14 protein-coding genes, 2 tRNA genes and 1 pseudogene are annotated in these 23,087 nt (G+C 40.0%); 6 read left to right on the top strand and 11 right to left on the bottom strand.

Annotated features, from left to right (window positions below; all coding sequences use genetic code 11):
- The 4 genes from HXT53_RS06815 to HXT53_RS06800 form a co-directional block, all read right to left on the bottom strand.
- Complete coding sequence (locus HXT53_RS06815) at positions 1-1,527, bottom strand: G5 domain-containing protein (RefSeq protein ID WP_004114057.1); 1,527 nt, start codon at positions 1,525-1,527, stop codon at positions 1-3.
- Between the two features lie 424 nt (positions 1,528-1,951).
- Positions 1,952-2,025, bottom strand: a tRNA-Thr gene (locus HXT53_RS06810).
- A gap of 106 nt (positions 2,026-2,131) precedes the next feature.
- Positions 2,132-3,073 (bottom strand): DsbA family protein, encoded by a 942-nt coding sequence (locus HXT53_RS06805; RefSeq protein WP_004114060.1) that lies wholly within the window; start codon positions 3,071-3,073, stop codon positions 2,132-2,134.
- A 99-nt stretch (positions 3,074-3,172) separates the two neighbouring features.
- Positions 3,173-4,894: a serine/threonine-protein kinase gene (locus HXT53_RS06800; RefSeq protein ID WP_004116436.1), complete on the bottom strand. Its 1,722-nt coding sequence runs from the start codon at positions 4,892-4,894 to the stop codon at positions 3,173-3,175.
- A 353-nt stretch (positions 4,895-5,247) separates the two neighbouring features.
- Here HXT53_RS06800 and HXT53_RS06795 point away from each other — a divergent pair, with 353 nt between their 5' ends.
- The 5 genes from HXT53_RS06795 (at position 5,248) to HXT53_RS06775 (ending at position 14,404) form a co-directional block, all read left to right on the top strand.
- Positions 5,248-6,375 carry an ABC transporter ATP-binding protein gene (locus tag HXT53_RS06795; RefSeq protein ID WP_004114066.1) on the top strand — a complete coding sequence of 376 codons (1,128 nt, stop codon included), beginning with the start codon at positions 5,248-5,250 and terminating at the stop codon, positions 6,373-6,375.
- Between the two features lie 193 nt (positions 6,376-6,568).
- Positions 6,569-7,984 carry a DUF4032 domain-containing protein gene (locus HXT53_RS06790; protein WP_004114068.1) on the top strand — a complete coding sequence of 472 codons (1,416 nt, stop codon included), beginning with the start codon at positions 6,569-6,571 and terminating at the stop codon, positions 7,982-7,984.
- A 158-nt stretch (positions 7,985-8,142) separates the two neighbouring features.
- Positions 8,143-8,589 (top strand): RbsD/FucU family protein, encoded by a 447-nt coding sequence (locus HXT53_RS06785; protein WP_004114069.1) that lies wholly within the window; start codon positions 8,143-8,145, stop codon positions 8,587-8,589.
- A 467-nt stretch (positions 8,590-9,056) separates the two neighbouring features.
- The gene (locus HXT53_RS06780) at positions 9,057-12,746 is read left to right on the top strand and encodes a discoidin domain-containing protein (protein WP_421780274.1); all 3,690 of its coding nucleotides are present in this window, start codon (positions 9,057-9,059) and stop codon (positions 12,744-12,746) included.
- A 230-nt stretch (positions 12,747-12,976) separates the two neighbouring features.
- Positions 12,977-14,404, top strand: a complete 1,428-nt coding sequence (locus HXT53_RS06775; RefSeq protein ID WP_004137675.1) for an alpha-L-fucosidase — start codon at positions 12,977-12,979, stop codon at positions 14,402-14,404.
- Between the two features lie 106 nt (positions 14,405-14,510).
- Here HXT53_RS06775 and HXT53_RS06770 read toward each other — a convergent pair whose 3' ends face one another.
- The 5 genes from HXT53_RS06770 to HXT53_RS06750 all read right to left on the bottom strand — a co-directional run bounded on the left by HXT53_RS06770 (position 14,511) and on the right by HXT53_RS06750 (position 21,676).
- Entirely contained in the window at positions 14,511-17,663 is a 3,153-nt protein-coding gene (locus tag HXT53_RS06770) for a glycoside hydrolase family 2 TIM barrel-domain containing protein (protein ID WP_421780272.1), read from the bottom strand.
- A 103-nt stretch (positions 17,664-17,766) separates the two neighbouring features.
- On the bottom strand, positions 17,767-18,684 hold the full coding sequence (locus HXT53_RS06765; protein WP_004114082.1) for a carbohydrate ABC transporter permease: 918 nt from the start codon (positions 18,682-18,684) through the stop codon (positions 17,767-17,769).
- A gap of 43 nt (positions 18,685-18,727) precedes the next feature.
- Positions 18,728-19,660 carry a carbohydrate ABC transporter permease gene (locus HXT53_RS06760; RefSeq protein ID WP_004114084.1) on the bottom strand — a complete coding sequence of 311 codons (933 nt, stop codon included), beginning with the start codon at positions 19,658-19,660 and terminating at the stop codon, positions 18,728-18,730.
- Positions 19,661-19,768: 108 nt separating this feature from the next.
- A complete protein-coding gene (locus HXT53_RS06755; protein WP_004114086.1) occupies positions 19,769-21,088 on the bottom strand; it encodes an ABC transporter substrate-binding protein in 1,320 nt (439 codons plus the stop codon).
- Between the two features lie 342 nt (positions 21,089-21,430).
- Positions 21,431-21,676, bottom strand: a complete 246-nt coding sequence (locus tag HXT53_RS06750) for a hypothetical protein (protein ID WP_226913180.1) — start codon at positions 21,674-21,676, stop codon at positions 21,431-21,433.
- Between HXT53_RS06750 and HXT53_RS06745 the strand changes: the two are divergent.
- A pseudogene (locus HXT53_RS06745) lies at positions 21,570-22,526 on the top strand (ROK family protein); the annotation flags it as partial. The gene HXT53_RS06750 and the pseudogene HXT53_RS06745 overlap by 107 nt on opposite strands.
- 103 nt (positions 22,527-22,629) lie before the next feature.
- Here the strand turns inward: HXT53_RS06745 and HXT53_RS06740 are convergent.
- Together HXT53_RS06740 and HXT53_RS06735 are read right to left on the bottom strand one after the other, a co-directional pair.
- Positions 22,630-22,702: transfer RNA gene (locus HXT53_RS06740), tRNA-Lys, on the bottom strand.
- Positions 22,703-22,801: 99 nt separating this feature from the next.
- On the bottom strand, positions 22,802-23,065 hold the full coding sequence (locus tag HXT53_RS06735) for a glutaredoxin domain-containing protein (protein ID WP_004114090.1): 264 nt from the start codon (positions 23,063-23,065) through the stop codon (positions 22,802-22,804).
- Positions 23,066-23,087 lie beyond the last annotated feature (22 nt).

The following is a 23,087-nucleotide window of genomic DNA, read 5'->3' as shown; positions in this document are numbered from 1 at the left end:
TTAATACCATCCAAACTTTTCTGAATGCTTCCATGCTTCGCTAGGATTCCCGTATTTGCTTTTAATGTAATTAATTCCCCACGTTATTTGTATTGATGCATCTTCGTGCCAATTTGCTCCTGCGCTCGCCATTTTGTTTGCTGGAAGAGATTGTGGTATTCCGTATGCGCCAGAGCTTTTATTTTCTGCGTTCCAACGCCAGTGAGATTCTCTTGTCCACAAATTAACAAGATCTTCCCACATTGCACCAGTCCAACCAATTTGAGCACATGCAGCTTGAGCATATAGCTTTGCTTGCTCAGGAGTGGCGTGAACCATGCCATTGGGATTGTTGGCTGGTGGAGCAGGTGCTGGTGGGGCTGCAGGAGCGGGAGCTGGCGTTTGTGATGCTGGCTGTGATGCTGCAGGTGCTTGTGTTTGAGAAGAGGAAGAAGGATTTTGCTGATTATTCGCATTAGATTGATGCTGATTTTGTGAATTACTATTGTTATGGTTTTGAGAATTTTGCACACTTTGTTGGGATTGACTATTTTGAGAAGGTTTTTTAGATTCTTGTGGTTTTATTTCTTGTTTAGTGTTAGTTTTATTCAAATTAGTATTGCTAGAAGGTTTTTGTGAAGTCTTTCCGTTAGTGTTGTTACTACTTTGCTTATTCTGCTTAGGGGCTTGATAATTAGGTTTGCTACCTACAGCAACAATCTGATCTGTTGTAGGAGTAATCACGTTTTGTTTTATTAATACAGAGCTTTCTGCTTTACCATCAACATAAGTCACATTGTATAAATCTGTTCGCTCGCCATTTATTCCAGATTGTCTAACAACTCTCACTCCAGATGGCAAATTTGGATCATTTATCGTTCTAGTGTTAAAAGGAACGATGACATTTCTAGATTCTTTTCCATGAGTTACGCGAAGAATGCGTAATACGGTTTGTGATCCATTTTCGCTTACGGTAACTCTATCTTCTTTTCCCAAAACGATTCCTAGAGAATCGAGAATAGAACTTGCTGGAAGTGTTCCATCTGGCGCTATCCTAGATTTGCCATCGCAAATAACCTCTACAGGTCCTTTTTTGTTAATAGACAATCCTCCAGTGAGTTTGTCGTAAATATTCTGCAAATTTACTGTGATTTTTGCAGCATGATCTGCATTTGCTTGGAAGAATCCAATTAGTTGATCTACGCTGGTTGCAACAGTCCAAAATGGTATTGTTATGCCATCTACTGTTACAGAAGTTTGGTAAGCGCTCCTAACAGTTACAGTTGTGTGATCTGCAAGAATTTCTCCCGAAGTACTAATAACTTGATCATGCGTTTTAACGGGTATTTTTTGTTCCTGCAGAAGTCTTTGTGCAGTAGACGCATAGGTTGTTACAATTCTTGTTTTACCATTGACAATTAGAGCTACAGATTTGCGCGCAGAAAGAGTAAAAATCCCAGTGCTTGAGATAATAAGAGCCAAAACGCATACAAGGATGCGTATTCTTCTCATTACAACAAACCTCTGAGGCGTCCATCTGCGTGCCATTCAACCTCACTTCCAAAGTAAAACTGAACTTTAATTATATATAATGCTCGCAACTGAGCTAAAAGCTTCTAAATGTTGATGAAATCTATCATAAAAATGGGGGCGGGAGAGAAGGGGATTGTTCCCGCCCCCGTAGAGGAGGAGCTGGTTGGGGGACGCTCCACCCTCTTACTCGGAAATCCTGAGTTGGGGGAAGATTTCCGAGAACTTACTCAAGCAAAGTCTACAATGCAAATCTTTTGTAAGTTTTTATTTTATGTTTTATGATGAATAAGTCTTACTTTTTATAAATTATCATACGACAAATCTATAAACGTATTTGCTTTAATTCTAACCCTTTAATGCAAATTTTACTAAAATTGCCAAAAGCCTTCAACTTAACACTATTAACGATCGTATTTTAACAAGTAGAAGAATAAAACAGAGCCTCCTGCCGGGATCGAACCGGCGACCTGCCGCTTACAAGGCGGCCGCTCTGGCCATCTGAGCTAAGGAGGCACGTCTCTGCGTGCAATAACTAGCTTGCGCGCAAAACATTGATTAGTGTACCAGCACCCAATGCCAAAATGCAACTTGTTTGCGCTGAAACACTAATCAACAAGAACTAGTCAATAGGATTTGGCTGATCTTTGTCAGTTATTTTTGGCATAACACCTTCAACTCCAACCTTAGATTTGTCTAACCCAATAGACTTAAGAATTGCATCTGGTGTACTAAGCTTCTTCTTGCTAACTTCAACCATATCAAGAAGTTTCCCGTTGATAGTAGTTGTAGGAGTTGTCATAGCTCCCTTATTTTGTCCGCTAACATTCCACAAAGCTTTACGATTTGGAGTATCGGAATTAATAGCGTCTTGCCAAGCGAGATAATTCCTATCAAACGCTTTACTTGCTACCTCTTTGCTAACTCCAGCCTTAACTGCCTGTTCAATAAGCTTTTCATTGCTTACAGGTTTATAATCATCGCCTTCTTCTGGCTGGAAATCTTCAGCAAAAATGTTGTTAATAAATTGAAGCAAATGCAAAGGATTGTCGTCGTTAGACGAAATGTATGCGATTGCGCCAGTTACACGTGTTGAATAGTGGTCGCTAGAAATTCGATCTAAGAATGACATTGGGTGAATCTCAAGGTTAATCTGACCAGCCTTCATCATGGCAATAAGCATTTGATCGGAATCGCGATTAAAATTACCGCACCCAGGGCATAGTGGATCAGCATAAACTGCAATGGTTGGAGCATTCTCAACTGTTGTTCCATAGCCGTTTTTGCTGATTAAAATTCCGCCCTCGTTGTTAGCGTACTTAGGCTTTTGGTTAGTCGTAAGTTTTTTAACAGCGCGTCTTGCTTGTTGAGCCTGCTCAATTTTCTTTTGATTTTCCATATTGTTTGCATTAAGAGCCGTAATGCCAATCGCAGCAATCATGCCAAGTAAAATAACCACAACAACGATTCCAACAATAGTTTGCTGGCGTAACTCTTTAGCCTTTTTGTCTTTAAGATCCTTACCATTGTGATTCTGCATGCTGTTTTGATTAATGTTTGGCATGTTGTTCCTTTCTTCACAGGTTTCTGTACAAGCAAATTTGGTGATGTTCTCGTGGAATAAAAATATCTGCAGAATAGTCTAGTTGACGGTATCAACTGTCTATATTTCTTGCTCGTTTGAGATTTTTCCCGCTCCGAGAATTGCTCCTGCCCCGATTCTGAAGATCTTAGTTTTCCCTAAAATAAAAGCAATAATCCATCCTGCTATAAAACCAATAAGATATCCAATTGATGTTTGAGAGAAAACCTCTGGAGAGTAAGTTGGAAAATGTATGGTAATAAACCATATTTTGAATTTAATTAATTGTGGAGTTGCATGAATCATAAGTGGGTAGATGTATGCGCCAATAACACCTGTAATTATCATTGTGACTAATCTAGGTATCGTGTAAATAGACGCTCGTACAAAATGCCAAGGTATACTCCCGATTCTTATTAGCCAATCTTTTCCACCGGTCGAATCATTTGCGGATTGTCTGCGTAATTGCGCGCAAACATTGTATCCTATTGTGGCTGTAACAAGCATAAGAATAATGTTTGCAGACAGTGCGTCAATAATAGAGAATACTGAAATAGATGAGGAAAGTATTGCAAATATTATTAAAAAAAATGTTCCGCGAAACATGTATTTGCTTATTTTAGGATGTATGTTACCCTGTTCAGAATTTTTTGCGTATTCTTGCTTATTCTCGTATTCCTGTTCATCTTGATAAACATTATTCTGCTCATCAACATCTTGTTGATTGAAATTTTGTCTATCAACAATTTTTGTAGAGTCATCAGAATCTGTATTAAAACGTGTTGTATTAACAGTTGTTGTAAAATCACTTCTTTTAGTATCTTCAGAAACCCACATTTTTCTAGGATTTTCTGACATAATCCGAGTTTGTGTTAGCTGATTAGGTACGGTTAACCCATCAGCCGTATAGTCAAAAGGGTAGTTAGATTCCTGTAAAGACAGGGGATTTAACGCATCTTGGTAAATAGCTTGCTCAAGTTGTTCGGGAGTACAGCGTTCGCTTCTTTTAGGACTCAATGCAGATCTAAATGCATGCATAGTATTTATAGGGAGTCCATTAAGATTAGCGTTTCCTGAAGCTGCCCTTTCCAAAACCGCCATTATTGGTTTTGTTCCAAAAACAGGCTTTCCTGTTGCAGCAAAAGCAAGAACTGCAGCAACACTCCACCAATCCGTAATCTCGTCAGAGTCTGATCCTTCAATGATTTCTGGAGCAATAAAACCAGGGGTGCCCATAACTAAACCAGTGCGTGTTACATGTGATTCGCCCTGACCCATAGATATACCAAAATCAACTAAAACTGGTCCTGTTGTAGAAATCATAACGTTTGTAGGCTTAATGTCTCTGTGTATTATTCCAGCGTTATGAACAGCTTTTACTGCATCGATTAGCTTATGAGCGAGTCGTTCTAAATCGTCTGCGACATATGGACCATTAATAGCGACATCTTCTTTAAGATTGTGCCCATCAATTAGCTCTGTAACTATAAAGGCTATGGAAGCATCAAGCTCCATATCTACTATTGAGCACACGCCTTCGTGATGAATTTTTTGTAAAGCTAGAGCTTCTCGTTTAAGTCTAAGTCTTGCTTGTTCTTGAGGATTAGTGTTTTCTAATGAATCTAAATCTTCACTTTGATCTTCTAACATAGATGCGCGCAGAATTTTCATTGCGTAAAGTTGGCCACCATCATCGTGAACGCGCCAGACAGACCCCATAGCGCCTCCGCCTAAGCGTTCAATTAGCGTGTATCCGCCAATGTTTTGACCAGAACGCAAATCAAATATGCTCACATCTTCCATAATGCATTATGGTAATGGGAGAGTATGCCAATTATGCGTTTTGGTGGAAAATTTATACAAAATTTTATAAACAAATGTTTATATATTTAATGCATATTAATGCGTGTTTGTTAAACATTGTTTATATGTGATTTATCTGTTCGACACGCCGAAATGCTAGAAAATACTGTAATTTTGCTGTTTTTACTAAATAAACATGATATATTAGAGCATGGCTCAACGAAGAGAACCTTCAATGAACCATGTAAGTAAATGTGGACGATTGACGCCGCCGACGTAGGACTTGGGGTCTTGAGTGCACACCCTTCACAACGGATCGTTCGGCACGTACCTGCCGATGAAAGGAAAATATCATGGCAGAAGTTGTATTTGATCATGTCACCCGTATTTACCCTGGCAATGACAAGCCATCGGTTGATGATTTGAACATGACTATTAAGGATGGCGAGTTCCTTGTACTCGTTGGTCCATCTGGTTGCGGTAAGTCAACTACATTGAGAATGTTAGCTGGTTTGGAAGAGGTTAACAAAGGTCGCATTCTTATTGGTGGTCAAGATGTTACTACAATGCAGCCAAAGGATCGCGATATTGCAATGGTGTTCCAGAACTACGCATTGTATCCACATATGACTGTTGCAGACAATATGGGATTTGCTCTTAAGATTGCAGGCGTAAGTAAGGAAGAAATCCGCAAGCGTGTTGAAAAGGCTGCTGAGGTTTTGGATTTGACTGAGTACTTGGATCGTAAGCCTAAGGCACTTTCTGGTGGTCAGCGTCAGCGCGTGGCAATGGGTCGTGCAATTGTTCGTGAACCAAAAGTCTTCCTCATGGATGAGCCTCTTTCCAACCTTGATGCAAAGCTTCGTGTACAGACTCGTACACAGATTGCAGCATTGCAGCGTCAGCTTGGCGTCACTACCCTTTACGTGACCCACGATCAGACTGAAGCTTTGACAATGGGTGATCGTATTGCTGTAATCAAGCTTGGTGTTTTGCAGCAGGTTGGTGCTCCTACCGAGCTTTATGATCGTCCAGCGAACGTCTTCGTTGCAGGCTTCATTGGCTCCCCATCTATGAACATCAACCAGCATCCAGTTGTTGATGGCAAGGCTCAAATTGGCGAAGATTCCATCACTCTTCCAGCAGAAGCTGTTGATAAGCTTACTGAAGAAGATAAGGGTCAGATTATTGTCGGCTTCCGTCCAGAAGATGCAAGCTTGGCAACTTCTGATGATCCAAATGCCTTCTCCTTGAAGGTTGTGAACGTGGAAGATCTTGGCTCTGACGGTTATATTTACGGAAACATCATCACTGATGGTTCTCCAGAAGAAGCGTCTACAATGATGAGTGACCAGAACAAGCTCACAACGATTCGCGTGAACCCACGTGCGCTTCCAAAGGTCGGTGACACTGTAAAGATCAAGATTGATCCATCCAAGATGCACCTGTTTGCACCTTCTACAGAGCTGCGTTTGAACTAATTGCTGTTTTCTTGGGTGCTTTGTCTAAAGTGCCCAAGATTTCTGTATAAGGGTATGGCGGGGTTCGCTACGCGAGCCCCGTTTTCGCATCGTTTGAATTATTTACGATTAGTTATAATGCGATTAGTTATAATTTGATTGCGATTTATTATTCAATTATTGGCGTTCGAACTTAACAGGTAGATTAAAGTTTATGGAATGGAACGATACTCCTTTATTGGATCCACGTGCTATGCAAGCAACATCAGTATCTGCGCAGGATGAAACTGTATCTTCTGCAGAGCCTCAAGCTTTGAAGATTACTGCCGCAAGCTCTAATCCTCAAATGTTTATGCTTCCGTGGGAGCTTCCATTATCTCAATGGCCTACGAATCTTTTTGTAAACTTGCCGCGCGGTATCTCTAGGCACGTTGTGCGCTTTGTGCACGTAGGTGACGAAGTGTATGCAATGAAGGAAATTACTCGTCAAGTTGCTGAACGAGAATATGAGCTTTTAAGGCGTTTGCGCAAATTGGAGCTTCCAACCGTTACTCCTATAGCGGTTGTAGCTGGTAGAAAAGATAAGAACGGTGAACCGCTTGAGGCAATGCTGGTAACTCGTCATCTTAAATTCTCTCTTCCATATCGCGCTCTGTTTGCTCGTACCTTAAGACCTGATACTGCAGAGCGTTTGATTGATGCGCTTGCTGTGCTTATGGTTCGTCTGCATCTTTCGGGATTCTATTGGGGAGATGTTTCTCTTTCTAACGTTCTATTTTTAAGAGACGCGGACGCTTTTACAGCATTTCTAGTTGATGCTGAAACAGGTGATTTGCATGGAAGCCTTACAGAAGGTCAGCGTGAATACGATATTGATTTAGCTCGCACAAACATAATTGGCGAACTAATGGATTTAAGTTCTGGTCAACTTTTGCCTGGTGAGGTTGATGAGATTAGCATTGGAGATAGGCTAGTTGACCGTTATCATTCTCTTTGGAGCACGCTTACAGATGTGGACAAATTTAGCCCAGACGAAATGTGGCGTATTGAAAGACGAGTCAATAGGCTTAATGAGCTTGGTTTTTATGTTGACGAGTTGGAAATGAAGACTTCTGTGGATGGGCGAAGAGTGTTGGTTCGTCCACGAGTTGTGGATGCTGGTTATGCTTCACGTAAGCTACTTCGTTTGACTGGTCTTGATGTTCAGGAGAATCAGGCTCGTAGGCTTCTTAATGATTTAGATGCTTATCGTACGTCTACGTGGCGCCAGGGCGAAGAGTTGGAGATTGTTGCTACTGATTGGATGCGTGAGGTGTTTGAGCCTACGGTACGCATGATTCCTGCTGAGTTTAGATCGCAAATCCAACCTGCACAGTTCTTCCATGAAGTATTAGATCATCGTTGGTTTATGGCGGAACGCGTTGGGCATGATGTTTCTATGCAAGACGCTGTAACAAGCTATATTAAGAACGTTTTACCGCAATATAAGATGGACAAGCGTGTTTTGGCCGCGATTAATGCGGATGCTGATTCTGGTGTGGTAGATGATGAGTACACGTATTCCACTTCGTCTCCTATGACTCGCGATATTGATGAAGATGACCAAGACGCTAGTGTTTGGGCTAGTTGAATTCACTAGTTAGTTCATATTTTTCTTTAATCAGCAAAGAATATTTTGCTATAATTATGGAATTTTTTATTAATATCGTGTGATATTATTCAACCTATTAGTTGCCAATGATTGTCAACTAACGGAAATAGTTATTGTGTAAATCAAAGGAGATTTCTATGTTAAAGGGCATTGATCCCATTATATCGCCAGAATTATTGAAAGTACTTTGCGAAATGGGACATGGAGACGTTTTGGTTTTGGCAGATGGAAATTTTCCAACCGAATCGGTAGGAAAAGATGCAATTGTTGTTCGTTGTGATGGTCATGGTACTTCAGAATTGCTAAAAGCGATATTGAAGCTTATGCCTCTTGACCAGTACACATCTAAGCCAGTTACTCTTATGGAAGTTGTTCCAGGGGATTCTTGTGAAACTCCAATTTGGAAAGACTATGAAGATATTATTTCTGGTTTTGATAAGCGCGGCGCTAATACCATAGGAACCTTGGAGCGTTTTGCATTTTATGATGAAGCGAAGAATGCGTATTGTGTGGTTGCTACTGGTGAACGTGCTCAATATGCGAATATTATGCTTCGAAAAGGTGTGGTTTTCGCTGGAGAATAAATAACCCTTATACCAATAAACCCCACCAGAGATTCTGATTAGAGTATTTTTTTAACACTGCATTGTTGTAAATAAGATTTTTGTAATTTCTTATTTTGCGCTGCAGTGTTTTTAGTTGTGTATTGATAAAACTTGTGGTTTTGAGTGTATGGTGTTTTTTGTTAACTTAGTATACAATTAATTCTGGTTATTATAATGAGTGTAAACAATACGTATATGCGATGCATATTGTTGCTCTTGATTATTTATAACTGTGGCTGGCAGCGATGGCAGCCCGTATGTAATTCAGTCATTTGTGCATTAACCGCACAAATGTGTGTGCGTTTTTATCGATTTTATCTTTGTTTGAGGTACACATATTTACATTTCGATGAAGAGATGTGGATGGCTGGCTTAATGAAGAAAGGAATCCCATGAAGTTTCGACGATTGTTGCAAGGCGGCGCAATATTTGCTTTGTCGATCAGTATGGCTAGTCCGATGATTGCACAAGCTTCAGTGCCACAGGAAGATTCAATTGATCCATTCCATCCCTCAATACTGTGGGCAAGTTCTGAAGAAAAAAATGGTGAGAAAAAGCCAAATGGTACCATTTCTGCGCTTACTGATAGCGATGGGAGCGTGGATAGTGCTAAAACGTTTTGGACAACAAAATGGCAAGGTGGATACGATAATTTCCCACACATTCTCGCTATAAAAAATAATACTAATAGAGAGGTTTGTGGAATTCAGTATACTGCGCGGCCATCGTATGAATCAGTGCAAGGTAATTCGAATGCGCCAGGTGTTTATAGTGTTTTTGCATTCGATAAAGATCCAGGAAATCCATCTGATAAGAAAGATATTAATTGGCGTTCTAAAGTTCATCAAACGAAATTTAATAATGGCGAATTGATTGCAACTGGTGGTTTAAAAGGTATCAATGAGCCGCAAATTATCTCGTTTAAATCTACCAATAAGCCAATATTGACGTTGGTTGGTTTTAAAGCAGTTGATAGTAGCAAAAAAGATATGTCGGCTTCAGACATCAAACTTGTTCCATGTTTACCAGTTGAACATATGAAGAAACAAGGACGGGGTGATGCAACAGCTGCGCCTATTGATTTCTTCATTGATCAATTGCCATTTGGTGCTCCTGGTAAGCCAGTTACTTTCAGTCCATCGCAATATACTTATGAATCTACTGCATACTATCATACAACCTCTGTGTCTGCCAGAGTTAAGTTGCCCACTGGGGCTACGGCTACTATCAATGGCCGCAAGGTGGATTCTGATGGAAGAGTATCGGGCATTCCGTTAACAAAAGGTGTTAATGCTATAGTTGCAAAAGTTGTTGTTGGTAATGCTGCAAGTACATATGTTGTAAATGTGACAAAGGTTGACACAGATTTCCGTGGCAATGAAAAAATTAATGCAACTGTGAAGATAAATGGTGCAAATGATAATGACAATCTAATTGTTACGGATGGTATGCGTGCCACTTCTTGGAATACTACGAGTTTGAAAGATAGCGCTGAATGGTCTAACAAATCAACTGGTTTTACAATTCATTTAAATAGCCCTCGTTATGTAGGACGTATACAAGCTTATGGTTGGCCGACCATGCCAGCTGGCTCCCCTGGGTGGCAAGGAGGGCATTCTGTTGCTATTGATGTCAAAGCTGGTGACAATTGGAATACGGTTGTCACCAATGCAAGCCTTACGCGTGATAGTGATGGCTTATGGTATTGGGATTTGAACGGTTATCATAAAACACAAGATATACGTGTGTGGCTTAACAAGCCCAAAATTCACGATCCACAGCAAAACGGAATAGGTGCCACTGGGATGAGATTGGAAGAAGTAGAAGTGTGGGGGTTGCCTGAGGGTCAGAATCCAAAAGAAATTAAAGTACCTGATGAAAAACCTAAATATACCAGTTTTAATGCAAATGAAAATAAATATGGTGTGAATCGTGCACAAGCATTGGCATTGCAATACGGTGTATTATTGCCAACTTGGGTACCTTCTGAAGGCTATGGGCGTGGAGTTTATAACGATGCAGAACGCCGTTTAACTGGCGGATCGTTCCCTATGTTCTATGATAAGCCTTTATTTAATGCTCCATTGATGCGGCAATTAGGGAAAGGTGTGCCTTGGTCACTTGCTAAAGCTCCAAAGGGTGGCAATAGTATGGGTGAAAATAGTGTACCTAAAGATTTTTTGACTGAAGAAATGAAGCCATATGCTAATAGTCTTGTTGATATTCAATATGGTGATGAGGGAGGTTATAGCGAAAGTGAAGTACAGAAATTTAATCGATGGTTCAGTTGGTCTAAGAATAGGTATCCTGGGGCAATAGTGCATTCTAATCAAGCTCTTGGTCTTGGTTGGGAAACGCATTCCAATATGAGTCATTTTGTCAAAACAGCAAAGCCTGATCTTGTTTCGTGGGATACATATTATTATGGTGCAGGTCAAGGTCCAAAGCCAAGTAAAATTGTGGCAAACATGTTGCAGAATAAGCTATGGACTTCTCAGAGACAAGCAGCCCTAGAGGGTTTGACAGGTGATTGCAGTCAGCCAGTTCTATTTGGACAATATTTAGATTACAACTGGGATGCTAATGTTTCTGCTTCTCAAAAGTCGATTGTTCCTATGATAGGATTAGCTACTGGCCAAAAATGGTTTGGGCTATTCCGTATGGAATATAATGCTTATGATCGCAGTTCGATTATTGACCAAGATGGAGCTCCAACGCGAAGCTTCTACGAGTTTTCTAGCATTTTCAAAGATGTGCAGGGCCTTGGGAAATACTTGGTTGCAATGAATAATGAGTATGCAGGATTGAAATCTGGCGTATATGCAGATCGTGCATCTGCTCCGAATATTCAGGGATTCCGTATGGGAGCTTTTGACAGCACGGAGGGAAAGCTAGCGAATGCAGAATTTGGGTTGCAAAAGATTACCGTAAAGAATGTCGGAACTGTTAATAACGGAAAACCTGGAGATGTGCTTGTCGGTCATTTCTCAACACTAAAAGATCTTAATGAGGAAATTCGTAAAAAGATTTTTGGTGAAAGTAAATATGCACCAAAGGCATTGTTGGTAGTTAATGCTTTAACTGGTGATACTCGCTATCCATCATATTATTTATCAACACGTAATGATAATGGTTCTTATGCTGAAACGGCACAGGATATCACGCTTACTGTAAAAAGACCTTCTAGAAATGCAATACTCATGCAGGTTGATCCGCGTACATACATAGCTAAGACAGTTCCGCTTAAAGATGGTGATGATGAGCAGGATGTAAAACTAGAACGTGTTGGCGGAGGTCGTGCTCGATTGCTGTATTGGTTGGAAAATAACGCAGCTTATGAACGTAAAAAAATTGAGGATATAGAACCAAAGAACATTGCGAAAGATAAGAATGTTATAGCAAGTCAATCACGTACTGAGCCGGAGTATGCTGCTAAATCCTTAACTGACGGTGACATATCTACGCGTTGGGCAGCTCCAGATAATCCAAATTATCCAGTGACGCTTGATATCACATTAGGGTGCAATGCTAAGTTCGATGCTGTGCAAATTGAAGAATTTGTTGAGGGTAACGTGAACCATCGCATTAAAAAATTCTCCTTATGGACAAAAAATCAGTGTGATCGTTCAGCGTATAGTGAGAGCTCATGGAAAAGAATATATGGAAAAGATAATGCTGCAAAGGAAGATCTCAGTGATATCAATTTCGAGAATTCTCAATATGCTAGCGAATTGCGTGTGCAGATAGATGAGGTATATCCGAATGTTGATATGTATAATGGGCATCCGGGTAGTCCAACTATTAGTGAAATTAAAGTGATTTCTAAGACTGAGCAAAAGAAGACTCCAAAATCTAAGCATGGTTCGTCTGTTCTTGATTCAGGTGGTGTTTCTACTGATTCAAGACAGTCGGATAATTCTTATGGTTCAAGTGATTCGAATGTCAGTGGACTGAGAATGAGCGAAAATAAGCAGCCTACTATTCGTAAGAATGGCTTGTGTCAAAAACGTGAGAAGTGCTCTCGTGGCATGTTGGTTGCTGGAGGTAGTAGTGTGACTGGCGTCTCGGTGCTTTCGTTAACATTTTTTGCTTTTCATTTACTTGTTAGACATAGTAGGAAAGTGCGACAAAAATAGCCATTATAGGTGTATATAATTAGTCTATTCTGTTAGTGTATCCCCATGTGTATTTAGTGTTTATGCCTATTTGTGCATGGGGATTTTTTATGTCTGAAAGACTTTAGAATACTGCTTTTTGAATATGCGGATAATGATTTAACTGGCGCACATCCTTGTTTTTTGTTAATATAGTAAACAATTGATTGTTCGATGTGAAGTTGCATTGATCGCTAAAGCAGGGTGGCAGCATGAATGAGGATTATTTAGCAAATGTAAGGCCTACAGCACGTCAAATTTCTTGGCAGCGCATGGAAATGTATGGTTTTATTCATTTTGGAATGAATACTATGACAGATCGTGAATGGGGGCTTGGTCACGAAGATCCGAAGATATTCAATCCAGATAATTTAGATGTTGACCAGTGGCTTGATGCTCTACAATCGGCAGGTATGACCGGCGTGATTCTAACTTGCAAGCATCATGATGGTTTTTGCTTGTGGCCTTCAAAGTACACCAAGCATACCATTGCGTCCTCTCCATATAAAAATGGAAAAGGAGATATTGTGCGCGAAGTTAGTGAATCAGCTTATCGACATAATATGAGATTTGGCGTATACCTTTCACCATGGGATCGTACAGAATCGTCATATGGCACTGGCAAAGTTTACAACGATTTTTATATTAATCAACTTGTTGAATTGCTAACGCACTATGGTCCTATTTTTTCCGTATGGCTTGATGGTGCTTGCGGCGAGGGTGAGAATGGTAAAACGCAAACTTATGACTGGCAACGAATCTATAATACAGTCCGGGCGCTGCAGCCAGATGCTGTTATCAGTGTTTGCGGTCCAGATGTGCGTTGGTGCGGCAATGAAGCTGGTCATACGCGCTCTAATGAGTGGAGCGTATTACCTACAGAATTACGTAGTGCTGAATTAACCTCTTCAAAATCACAACAATCAGATGATGGTAAGTTCTCTCGCAAATTTGCGTCTACTGATGAAGATTTAGGGTCTCGTAAGGCGCTTGCACACTACGAAGGCGATTTTGCTTGGTATCCAGCAGAAGTTGATACCTCTATTCGCAAAGGTTGGTTCCATCACGATAATGAGGATAATAATGTTCGCAGTTCTGATGAATTATTTGATATATGGTGTAAATCTGTAGGGGGTAACTCAACACTTTTGTTGAATGTGCCACCGACACGTCATGGTTTGTTAGCAGATTCTGATGTTAAAATTTTAAAAGAATTGGGCGATAAGATTCGTAAATTCCATGGGCGCGAATTACGAGATCATGAAGCATTATCAATACAAGTTTTAAGTCCTAATACATATGAAGGAAATCCAAAGTACTTGGTTGACAGAAAACAGGGTACAGCATTGTCATCTTCTAAGCCGATTGATTTTCGTATGGTATTTACTGAACCTACTTATATTGATGGCTTAGTTATTGAAGAAGATATTAGTAAAGGACAACACGTTGAAACAGCTGAAATTCACGTTGTTGATGAATGTGGAGTAAATCATCATGTTTCAGATGTTCATGCCATAGGATATCGCAAAATTCTACGTTTTGACGCGATTCGTGCAGTATCGTTAACTGTGAGAATAACTAGTATTCGTCAATATGTAGCTCTTCAATCATGCTATCCACTAGTTGCACAAGACGAGTAGTAGAAAAGAAAACTCTGATATAAATTTATTTCAATAGCAATAAAATACCGCTGACATAGAAACTTTTTTGTAACTATATCAGCGGTATTGGCTATAGGAGGGAGGGTTAGAATAATTGCAAATCCACATTTAGAGAATATGGTTTATTGGCAGGCAAATGATATTCGGGATGCACAGGCGAGCCCCACGAATCATCGCCGCCGACTCCCATTTGTGCTGCAAGAATTCGCAAGAACATATGTTTTGAGTCACCTAAATCACTTATATGTTGTGCTTCCTCTATCATAGTGCTGCTGTATGGAAGTAAACTTACGCAGAAGTTGCTAGTACTATTATGCCGCTGAATACGCATGCCATGCCCAGAATCGTCTGTTACGTTTGCCCATCTTACTTTTTCATGATTGCCAGTTTCTTGTGGAACAAGATATGGCATAAAATCGTCAAAAGCATTTGTTTTCCAAATCCCTAAACGTCCCGCACTGGTGCGGTCTGCATATGTTTCAACAGGACCAATACCGTAGAATTCAAGGTTTCTGTATTCTATTGGTAGCATCCATTCCAATCCAAATGCTGGAATGGAAGGTAAATCTTTTCCAGAAGGAACATAATTTAGTTCAATGTGTAAATCTCCTGATGTTTTAGACACATATGTTAAATTCACTGTTGTATGGTCTGCGTTAGCAAGCTCATATTTGTATACAATTTGTAGCGTATTGTCGTCGAGCTTCTCAGCTGTTTGATCTACGCATTTAGCATATTTACCTGCTACAGACCATTGAGCACGCTCAAAACCATGCTTGCAACCGCGGTCATTGTCTGTTAGTGCTCGGAATGTAGTGATCAAAGGACGTTTAATCACAAATTCTCGTTCGTCAAGACGGTATGAAATAAGCCCGCATTGTGAATATGAAAAAAGCGTTTCGATCGAAGAGTTACGTGTTCCTGCGTTCCAGCGTCCAATAGTAACAGTGCCATCTTTATGTAATCGTGCATTTGATATTTGCTTAGCTTGTGATTCTGAATTTTTAGTTAATATTGTGTATTGTCCGAACGATAATTCGTATCCTTTTTGTGCCCAACGTGTAGATTTTGCAAGCGTGCACGAAACTTCAAAAGTAATTTCTTCCCCACTGCTTTGATACTGTTCTAATGGCCACTCTATGGGCATTTCAAAATCATTTTCAGGTTCCACATTATACGTATATGGTTGAGACCACATAATTTTGCCGTCAACGCGTAATTTTGCCAAGAATACGTAATTTTCAGTATTCGTGAAAAGCTGATGATTTTCTATGCGAACACCATTGTCGTTTGGAAATAGTCTTATATTTGCATATTGTTGTTTAGCTTCAATGGCCTTAGGACTTGGTTTTCTATCTGCGAATAATAGACCGTTGCCACAGAATTCATAATCGGTAGGTCGATCATCAAAGTCACCACCATATGCCAAATGCGTGCTTCCGTCTGGTAGGGTTTGTTTTATTGCCTGATCGATGAAATCCCAAATAAAACCACCTTGGTAATGCGGATACTTCTCAAGAGCAACATACTCGTTCATGTTTCCCAATGAATTCCCCATAGCATGCATGTATTCGCAAGATATATAAGGTTTATCTGGATTGTTTGACACGTATTTTTCTATTTCATCTGCGTGAGCATACATGCGCGTTTCAATGTCGCTAGTATCGCGCCAAGACTTATCCATAGTCTGACCTTCATAATGCACTGGACGATGTGCATCTAGTGCATGAGCATGATGATACATAGAACGAAATACGTCTCCACCAAAGGATTCGTTTCCGAGAGACCAAATCAGCACACACGGGTGATTGTAATCGCGTTGAATCATGCTATCGACGCGATTTACGCACGCGGCACGCCATTCATCTCTACTTCCAGGAATAGCACATTCTGGAGTTATGTTTCCGCGCCCATCTGACCACGTTCCATGTGTTTCTAGATTAGTTTCGTCAATAATATATAGCCCATATTCGTCGCATAAATCGTACCAAGCATCTTGATTAGGATAGTGAGAAGTTCGTACAGCGTTTATATTGTGTTGCTTACAAAAACGCACATCGGAAACCATGTCATCATAAGTTATTGCTCGGCCTCTGTCGCAATTAAATTCATGACGGTTTACGCCTTTGAAAATAATGCGTTTTCCGTTTAATCTCATTATGCCGTTTTCAATATCAAAATGTCTAAAACCAATCGGCTGCACTACATGTTCAATAATATTTGATTCTTTGCTTACAACATCAATATGTAAGTCGTATAGCGCAGGGTATTCAGCACTCCAAGGTAGTGCTTTAGGAATAGTAGTCTGTTTTAGTTCAGTAATCGTTTGTACAGGTAGCGTGCAGTCCCACAAAATCTCATTATTATTTGTGAATTTATCGTTGCTGTATTTATGATTTGTAATGTAAGCGTGTAGTGTAATATCTTTTAAATTGTCTCCTTCAATGTTTGCTCTGAATGCGAGTTTCCCAGTATTTGTATCATTGCTATAATCTGCATCAACATGAAGATTTGATACATGGGTGGAAGGATGTGCACACAGTTCAACGGAACGGAAAATGCCATGTAGTCTCCAATAATCTTGATCCTCTAGCCATGATGCGCTAGAAAATTCGTAGCACGCTACAACAATACTATTTTCAGAATCTTTTAAAAATTGAGTAATATCAAATTCACTCGGCGTAAAAGAGTCTTCACTATATCCAACAAACTTTCCGTTAATCCATACATAAATAGCTGTTTGTGCTCCATGGAAGGTAATAGTAGCTTTACCTTCTTCGTTCAAAATCTGTTTAAGATTATTTTGTAAAACAAAATGTTTCTTATAAATTGCCACATGATTTAAGGAAGGAACATTTGGTGCTTTAACGTCCTCATGACCATCCCAAGGGTACTGAACGTTAACGTATTGCGGTTTTAATAGACCGTTCATCTGTAAGTGAGATGGAACTGAGATTGTTTGATATGAAGAATCTTCGTAATTTTTAATATCCTCATCTAAGTTTTCAGGGTTGAATACGCGGGAAGAAAGTAGCTTTACTTCCCACGTTCCATTAAGTGACTGTATTGGTATGGTGTCATTTATTGTGTAATGATGATGTGAATGCGCTGAAATAGTGTTAACGGCAAAAACCTGAGGATTTGTTATCCAATCAGTTTTTGCATAGTTGGAAGATATGCAAGTATATGTTGGCTCATCCCAACAAGTATTGTCATTATAAATAGATGGCCTAGCCATTACATGCTCCAAATCGTGTTAGTAAAAGTTAAGAATACGTATAGATTAATTATGCTTCTGACAGCATAAAACTGTCAGAAGCAATAAAAGCAGATTTAGCTGGTTACCCTTTTGTAGCTCCAATTGCTAAGCCTGATTGCCAGTAGCGTTGCAATGCCAAGAAGAGCAGAATCAGTGGGAATACGACTAGCAAAGATGCGGTAATGACTAGGTTTGGAATAATAGGCATATTGCCACCTTCATTGCCTTGAGCATTCCACTGTGCAAGACCTAATGCCAATGGATACCATTTAGAGTCTTTCAGCATTATCAATGGAAGGAAGTAATTGTACCAAATAGAAACAAATGCGAACAATGACACTGTTACCAATGATGGTTTCATAAGTGGTAATGCAACTTGGAAGAAAATGCGTCCTTCTCCAGCACCATCGATACGTGCTGCTTCTATAAGAGAAGTTGGAACACTTTGCCCTGAAAATGTCCACATTAAATATAGACCAAATGGGTTTAGTAGAGATGGAATTATTACAGCCCAAGGAGTGTTTGTTAAACCAAGTTGCGAGAAAATCAAGAACTGTGGAACTACAAGCAGTACTCCTGGAATTGCCATAGATCCTAAGATGGTTAGCAAAATAAAGTGTTTGCCTTTAAAATTGAGTTTTGCTAGAGCATATCCTCCCATAGTTGCAAACAATACAGAAATGATAGTGCCAATTATTGTGTATAGGACCGTATTTAGAATCCATCGTGCGAAAATGCCATTGTTATATGTAAATACCTCTACTATGTTGTCCCATAGAGCGAATGAGGATCCAAATGATAGACCGAATGTAGAAGCAAAATCAGCCTTAGTTTTTGTAGCATTTATGAATAGCCAAACAAATGGAACGAGAGCGTATAATAGATATAGATACACCCAGAATGTCATCATTGGACTCTTCTTTGGATGTTCAACAGTGTAGAACCTCGTGAGTGGAGGCATCGCTGCCTGATTATTTGATGATTTTGTTGTATTAATCATTTGTTCTTCCTTTTGGATGCTTCGTTGCATATTTCGTCTATGGTTAATCAGCGGTGACATTTTTGCGCATATTGCGAATTTGAATCGTAAATGTAACGACAATGACAATAATTGCCATAATCAATGCTGCTGCAGCAGCATATCCCTGTGAAGAGTCACCAAAAGCTAGATTGTAAATGTATAAGTTTGGTGTCCAACTGGTTGTAATGCCAGTGCCTCCAACCATTTTTGACAAAATTTGCGGCTCGTTGAAAAGCTGTACACTACCTATTATTGAGAAGATAGTAGTTATAGCCAGTGAGCCTCTAATCTCTGGAAGCTTGATATAACGATCTATTTGGCGATAGCTTGCGCCGTCAATTACAGCAGCTTCGTAAAGATCTGGTGAAATAGCCTTTAATGAAGAATAGAAGATGAGCATGTTATATCCAATAGCAGCCCAGCTAATCATTACTCCGATAGAAATCATGATAAATGAAGGAGAAAATGGATTTATATCAGTATGAGATATCTCATTAAAATTCTTGAACAGACCATACCTAGTTCCAAGGATGAACCCCCACATTAATGTGGAGATAACACCAGGAACAGCGTATGGAATGAATATTGAGATTCTGCACCAGTTTGTACCATATAGACGTTTCGAATCGATAGCAAGCGCTAGACAAATGGAAATTATTAACATTAGAGGGACTTGGATTGCTGTAAATATGAGGACGCGTGCAATACCCTGCCACAATAGTGGATCTCTCAAAAGTTCGAGATAGTTTTTTGCGCCGACAAACACGGTTCCGCCAATTAATTGGTGTCCAAAGAAACTAATGTACATCGAGTATACAAGTGGAATAATAAACACGAAGGTAAAGAGAAGCAAAAATGGAAGCACGAACATCCAACCAGCAGCTCCTTCGCGTTTAATTCCATTGCGTTGCCGTGTTAAATTCGCTCGTTTATTTTTAGAAGTGTTCAATATCATTGCTTTCCCCCAATGTAAAAACTTTTCAGTTAAATTAGGTGCTGTTGGTGTTGTAGCACCAACAGCACCTTAAATGGTAATGAGTTTATTTGCTATTATTAGTAAACATTATTTGCTTACTGTGAAGCCCTGTTTGTTTCCATAGTCGATGCACAGCTTAGCCCAGTTTTCTAGCTGAGTTTGCAGTGATTCGCCTTTGGCTACTTTTGCATAATCCATATTGTCACCATATAGATCACGCACTTTTTCCATGAACGGAAGGTACTGCCATCCTTCTCCTACTTTTTGAGCTGAATCGGCAATAGGCTCACGGTACTTCTGGTCTCCGAAGTAAGGGTCAGTAGAAGAGAGGAATTCGTTATTCTTAAGTACGGAAACATTTGGAGGGAATACTCCAGCATCAACGCGTGCTTTTACGCCTTCCTTATCGTAGGCAAGGAAGTGCAAGAATTTCCAAGCCCATTGATGATTCTTTGCTTTCGCTGGAATAGCAAAGCCAGAGCCGCCGTTTTCTGCGCTCAACTGTTCGCCCGCTTTCCATTGAGGCATAGGGGCAACACGGAAGTTTCCAGCTTGTTTTGGAGCGCGATCTTTAATGCTAGAGGTGAACCATCCTCCTATGATTTGTGTGGCAATAGTTCCATCGTTTAAAGCTCTGTTCCAATCATCGGACCAAGTTTTGATATTAGTTGCGATTAAGCCTTCCTGAATCATCTTCTGATAGTAAGATACAGCTTCCTGCATCTTTGGATCTTTTACGTTAATGTGAGCAGTGGTTCCGTTAACCTTAAATGGATGCCCTCCAGCTTGCCATACAAGGGATAGCAATGTGAAGATATCGCTTGCGTCATTTGTTATGTAGTACTTGTCTCCGAGTGCTTTTACTTTCTTAGCTGCTTGGTAATATTCTTCCCAAGTTTCTGGTACTTTGCTTACTCCTGCTTTTTCTAATATTGCCTTATTGTAGAACATAACGCTTGGGCCGTAATCCATTGGAATTGCGTATGGCTTATTGTTGAAGCTGATGTCCTGCCATGCGCCTTTCACAAATGTGCCTTTATCATTATTTGCGCCAAGAGTGCTTAAATCTACAAGTTTATTTTGAATTGCGAAATAAGGAACCGTCAAGTACTCAAATTCCATAACGTCTGGAATTCCCGATCCAGCTTGAATGGCTGTATCCAGAGCCTGATAAGCGTCTGTTACAGTTTCTACTTTAATTTTTACGTTTGGATATTTCTTTTCAAATATTGCTGCTGCTGCTTTTGTTGGTGTTGTATTACCAGTCCACACAGTGAGGTTAACAGGTGTTTTAGTATCAACTTGCGCTGATGAACTCGAGTTATTGGTGTTACCGCATCCAGCAAGCGATAGTAGAGCGGCGCTCGCTGCTGCAATGATGCCAATAATTTTCTTTCCACTATGCATGGCGCTTCCTTTCTTTGAAGCTTTACTTGTCGACTTTGACGAGTTGTGTATTGATTGCCGGCGGCATCTATGTCGTTGGAACATTCAATGTTAACTATCTTAACAAATTATTTATTTGTTGTAAAGTCCAAGAAATATACAAATACTTGTGTGTATATTGGGATGAAATTATTGTTAATAATTATGGTAATTATGCCTAGCGCGTATGTGTTACAGCTGGCTACAATGGTTGAGAGTGTACAATATAGTTTATTGTGAAATTTTGTTGTGAGTACATGTGCTGACAACATTTTTCCTGATGATTTGGCCTATTGGTGGGATGGTACGATGTAGTACTTACTTTCAGTATGCTGCAACAGCCCTATACTTGAGGAGTGTCATGTTTGGAACAACTGATGATAATGCCTTGTCTTGCTTTCTATCACCTTCTATGACAGTTACTAAAAAACATGAACCCGCTGATGTACGAATCAATAATCGCATGATGGTTTTTGGACAAATTTTTTCATCATGTCCTATGTCTAGAGCACAAATTGGTAGGAAAACTGGATTATCGCGAGTTGCTGCGTGCGAAGTCGTGTCTGACATGTTAGATAAACACTTTCTGATGGAAAATGGATATGAACAACCAACGCGACCTGGTAAAAAAGGAACTTTAGTAAGTGTAGATGATCAATATTGGAATGTGGTTGTTCTGGACTTATCAATGCCATTTTTGTTGCAAGCTGCTGTAATGAATTTACGCGGTGAAATTGTAACTAGAGTTGAAAAATCCTTTGATAAAATTACTGCTATTACGCCTGAAACTGTAATTGCTTTGGCTGAGTCACTACTTGATGGTGCCTCACATATACTTGGTTTTGGTGTTGCTGTCCCAGGTATTGTTGATGAAGATGGTGTAGTAGTTGAAACTGCGAATTTTGGGTGGAAGAATGTGCCTTTACGCAAGATGTTTCAACAACATTTTGGTAAGTTCTGTACGGTAGATAATGATGCGAATAGTGCTTTGATCGGTGAACGTTTTTGTGGAGCTGGCAGAGCAACTGGCATTTTTGTTCAAATCGCTGTTGGCGTAGGCGCAGCATTGTTAATCGATGATTCGCTCGTTTTGGGGAGTCATCATGCTGCAGGCGAAATCGGTCACGTAGTTGTTGATCCAGATGGTCCACAATGCACGTGTGGTAAGCGTGGTTGTTTAGAGACTTTTATATCTGCAGCAAACTTACGAAGAAGAATTAATGAGAATCCTTTAGACAGGACGACAATGCTACAGGAAGCAGGTCGTTCACTTGGACATGTGCTTGCTCCGTCTGTTAGCTTACTTGATTTAGATGATGTTTTTGTATACGGTTCAAAAGATATTGTTGACGATATATTTTTAGGTGCGACTGAATGTGCAATTAATGCCGAAGCCGCCTCAACATTACAAAACCATTCTATTCGTGTGCAACAATGTTCTTGCGGTGATGACATAGTTTTACGTGGTGAGAGCATTGCTGTTGTGCAGGCAGTGCTTCGAAATGCAAATGAGTATAAAAAAGTGCCCCCTGTGGGACTCGAACCCACAACCCAAGACTTAAAAGGACTCTGCTCTGCCAATTGAGCTAAAGGGGCAACAAATGCCAAGTATACTACATTTTGTAGACTAATCCAACTTATGGCTACATGTAGCGTGTGTCTTGTGGCAAGTTGCTGCAAAATTGCAGGCAAAAATCACAAATTGATCTGTCCTAATTCTTCAAGTTTTTCTTTAATCTGAGTTGCAGTCGGCTCAACCATAAAACTTCCATCGCTAAAAGTAACGACAGGAATATGCTTCTGCCCACTAATATCAATAGCCTTTTGTTCGGCGCCTTCTTCAGATTCAATGTTATGCCAAGTAAAAGCAGCATTAAACTTATTAAGCGCAGCTTTAGCTCTGATGCAATCGCCACACCAATCTGCTCCATAAACATCAATCAATGGCGAGTTTTCCATACGCAATACCCCAATTCAATTT

This window comes from Gardnerella sp. KA00390, assembly GCF_049244075.1.
Taxonomy (GTDB): domain Bacteria; phylum Actinomycetota; class Actinomycetes; order Actinomycetales; family Bifidobacteriaceae; genus Bifidobacterium; species Bifidobacterium vaginale.
This window is presented reverse-complemented; position numbering and strand designations above follow the sequence as displayed.

Excerpts from the sequence above, each read along its gene's own strand:
- HXT53_RS06780 (WP_421780274.1), top strand. The coding sequence starts at position 9,057 with ATGGCTAGTCCGATGATTGCACAAGCTTCAGTGCCACAGGAAGATTCA.
- HXT53_RS06755 (WP_004114086.1), bottom strand. The coding sequence starts at position 21,088 with ATGCATAGTGGAAAGAAAATTATTGGCATCATTGCAGCAGCGAGCGCC.
- HXT53_RS06795 (WP_004114066.1), top strand. The coding sequence starts at position 5,248 with ATGGCAGAAGTTGTATTTGATCATGTCACCCGTATTTACCCTGGCAAT.
- HXT53_RS06790 (WP_004114068.1), top strand. The coding sequence starts at position 6,569 with ATGGAATGGAACGATACTCCTTTATTGGATCCACGTGCTATGCAAGCA.
- HXT53_RS06785 (WP_004114069.1), top strand. The coding sequence starts at position 8,143 with ATGTTAAAGGGCATTGATCCCATTATATCGCCAGAATTATTGAAAGTA.
- HXT53_RS06800 (WP_004116436.1), bottom strand. The coding sequence starts at position 4,894 with ATGGAAGATGTGAGCATATTTGATTTGCGTTCTGGTCAAAACATTGGC.
- HXT53_RS06770 (WP_421780272.1), bottom strand. The coding sequence starts at position 17,663 with ATGGCTAGGCCATCTATTTATAATGACAATACTTGTTGGGATGAGCCA.
- HXT53_RS06805 (WP_004114060.1), bottom strand. The coding sequence starts at position 3,073 with ATGCCAAACATTAATCAAAACAGCATGCAGAATCACAATGGTAAGGAT.
- HXT53_RS06750 (WP_226913180.1), bottom strand. The coding sequence starts at position 21,676 with ATGTCAGACACGACTTCGCACGCAGCAACTCGCGATAATCCAGTTTTC.
- HXT53_RS06775 (WP_004137675.1), top strand. The coding sequence starts at position 12,977 with ATGAATGAGGATTATTTAGCAAATGTAAGGCCTACAGCACGTCAAATT.
- HXT53_RS06735 (WP_004114090.1), bottom strand. The coding sequence starts at position 23,065 with ATGGAAAACTCGCCATTGATTGATGTTTATGGAGCAGATTGGTGTGGC.
- HXT53_RS06760 (WP_004114084.1), bottom strand. The coding sequence starts at position 19,660 with ATGATATTGAACACTTCTAAAAATAAACGAGCGAATTTAACACGGCAA.
- HXT53_RS06815 (WP_004114057.1), bottom strand. The coding sequence starts at position 1,527 with ATGGCACGCAGATGGACGCCTCAGAGGTTTGTTGTAATGAGAAGAATA.
- HXT53_RS06765 (WP_004114082.1), bottom strand. The coding sequence starts at position 18,684 with ATGATTAATACAACAAAATCATCAAATAATCAGGCAGCGATGCCTCCA.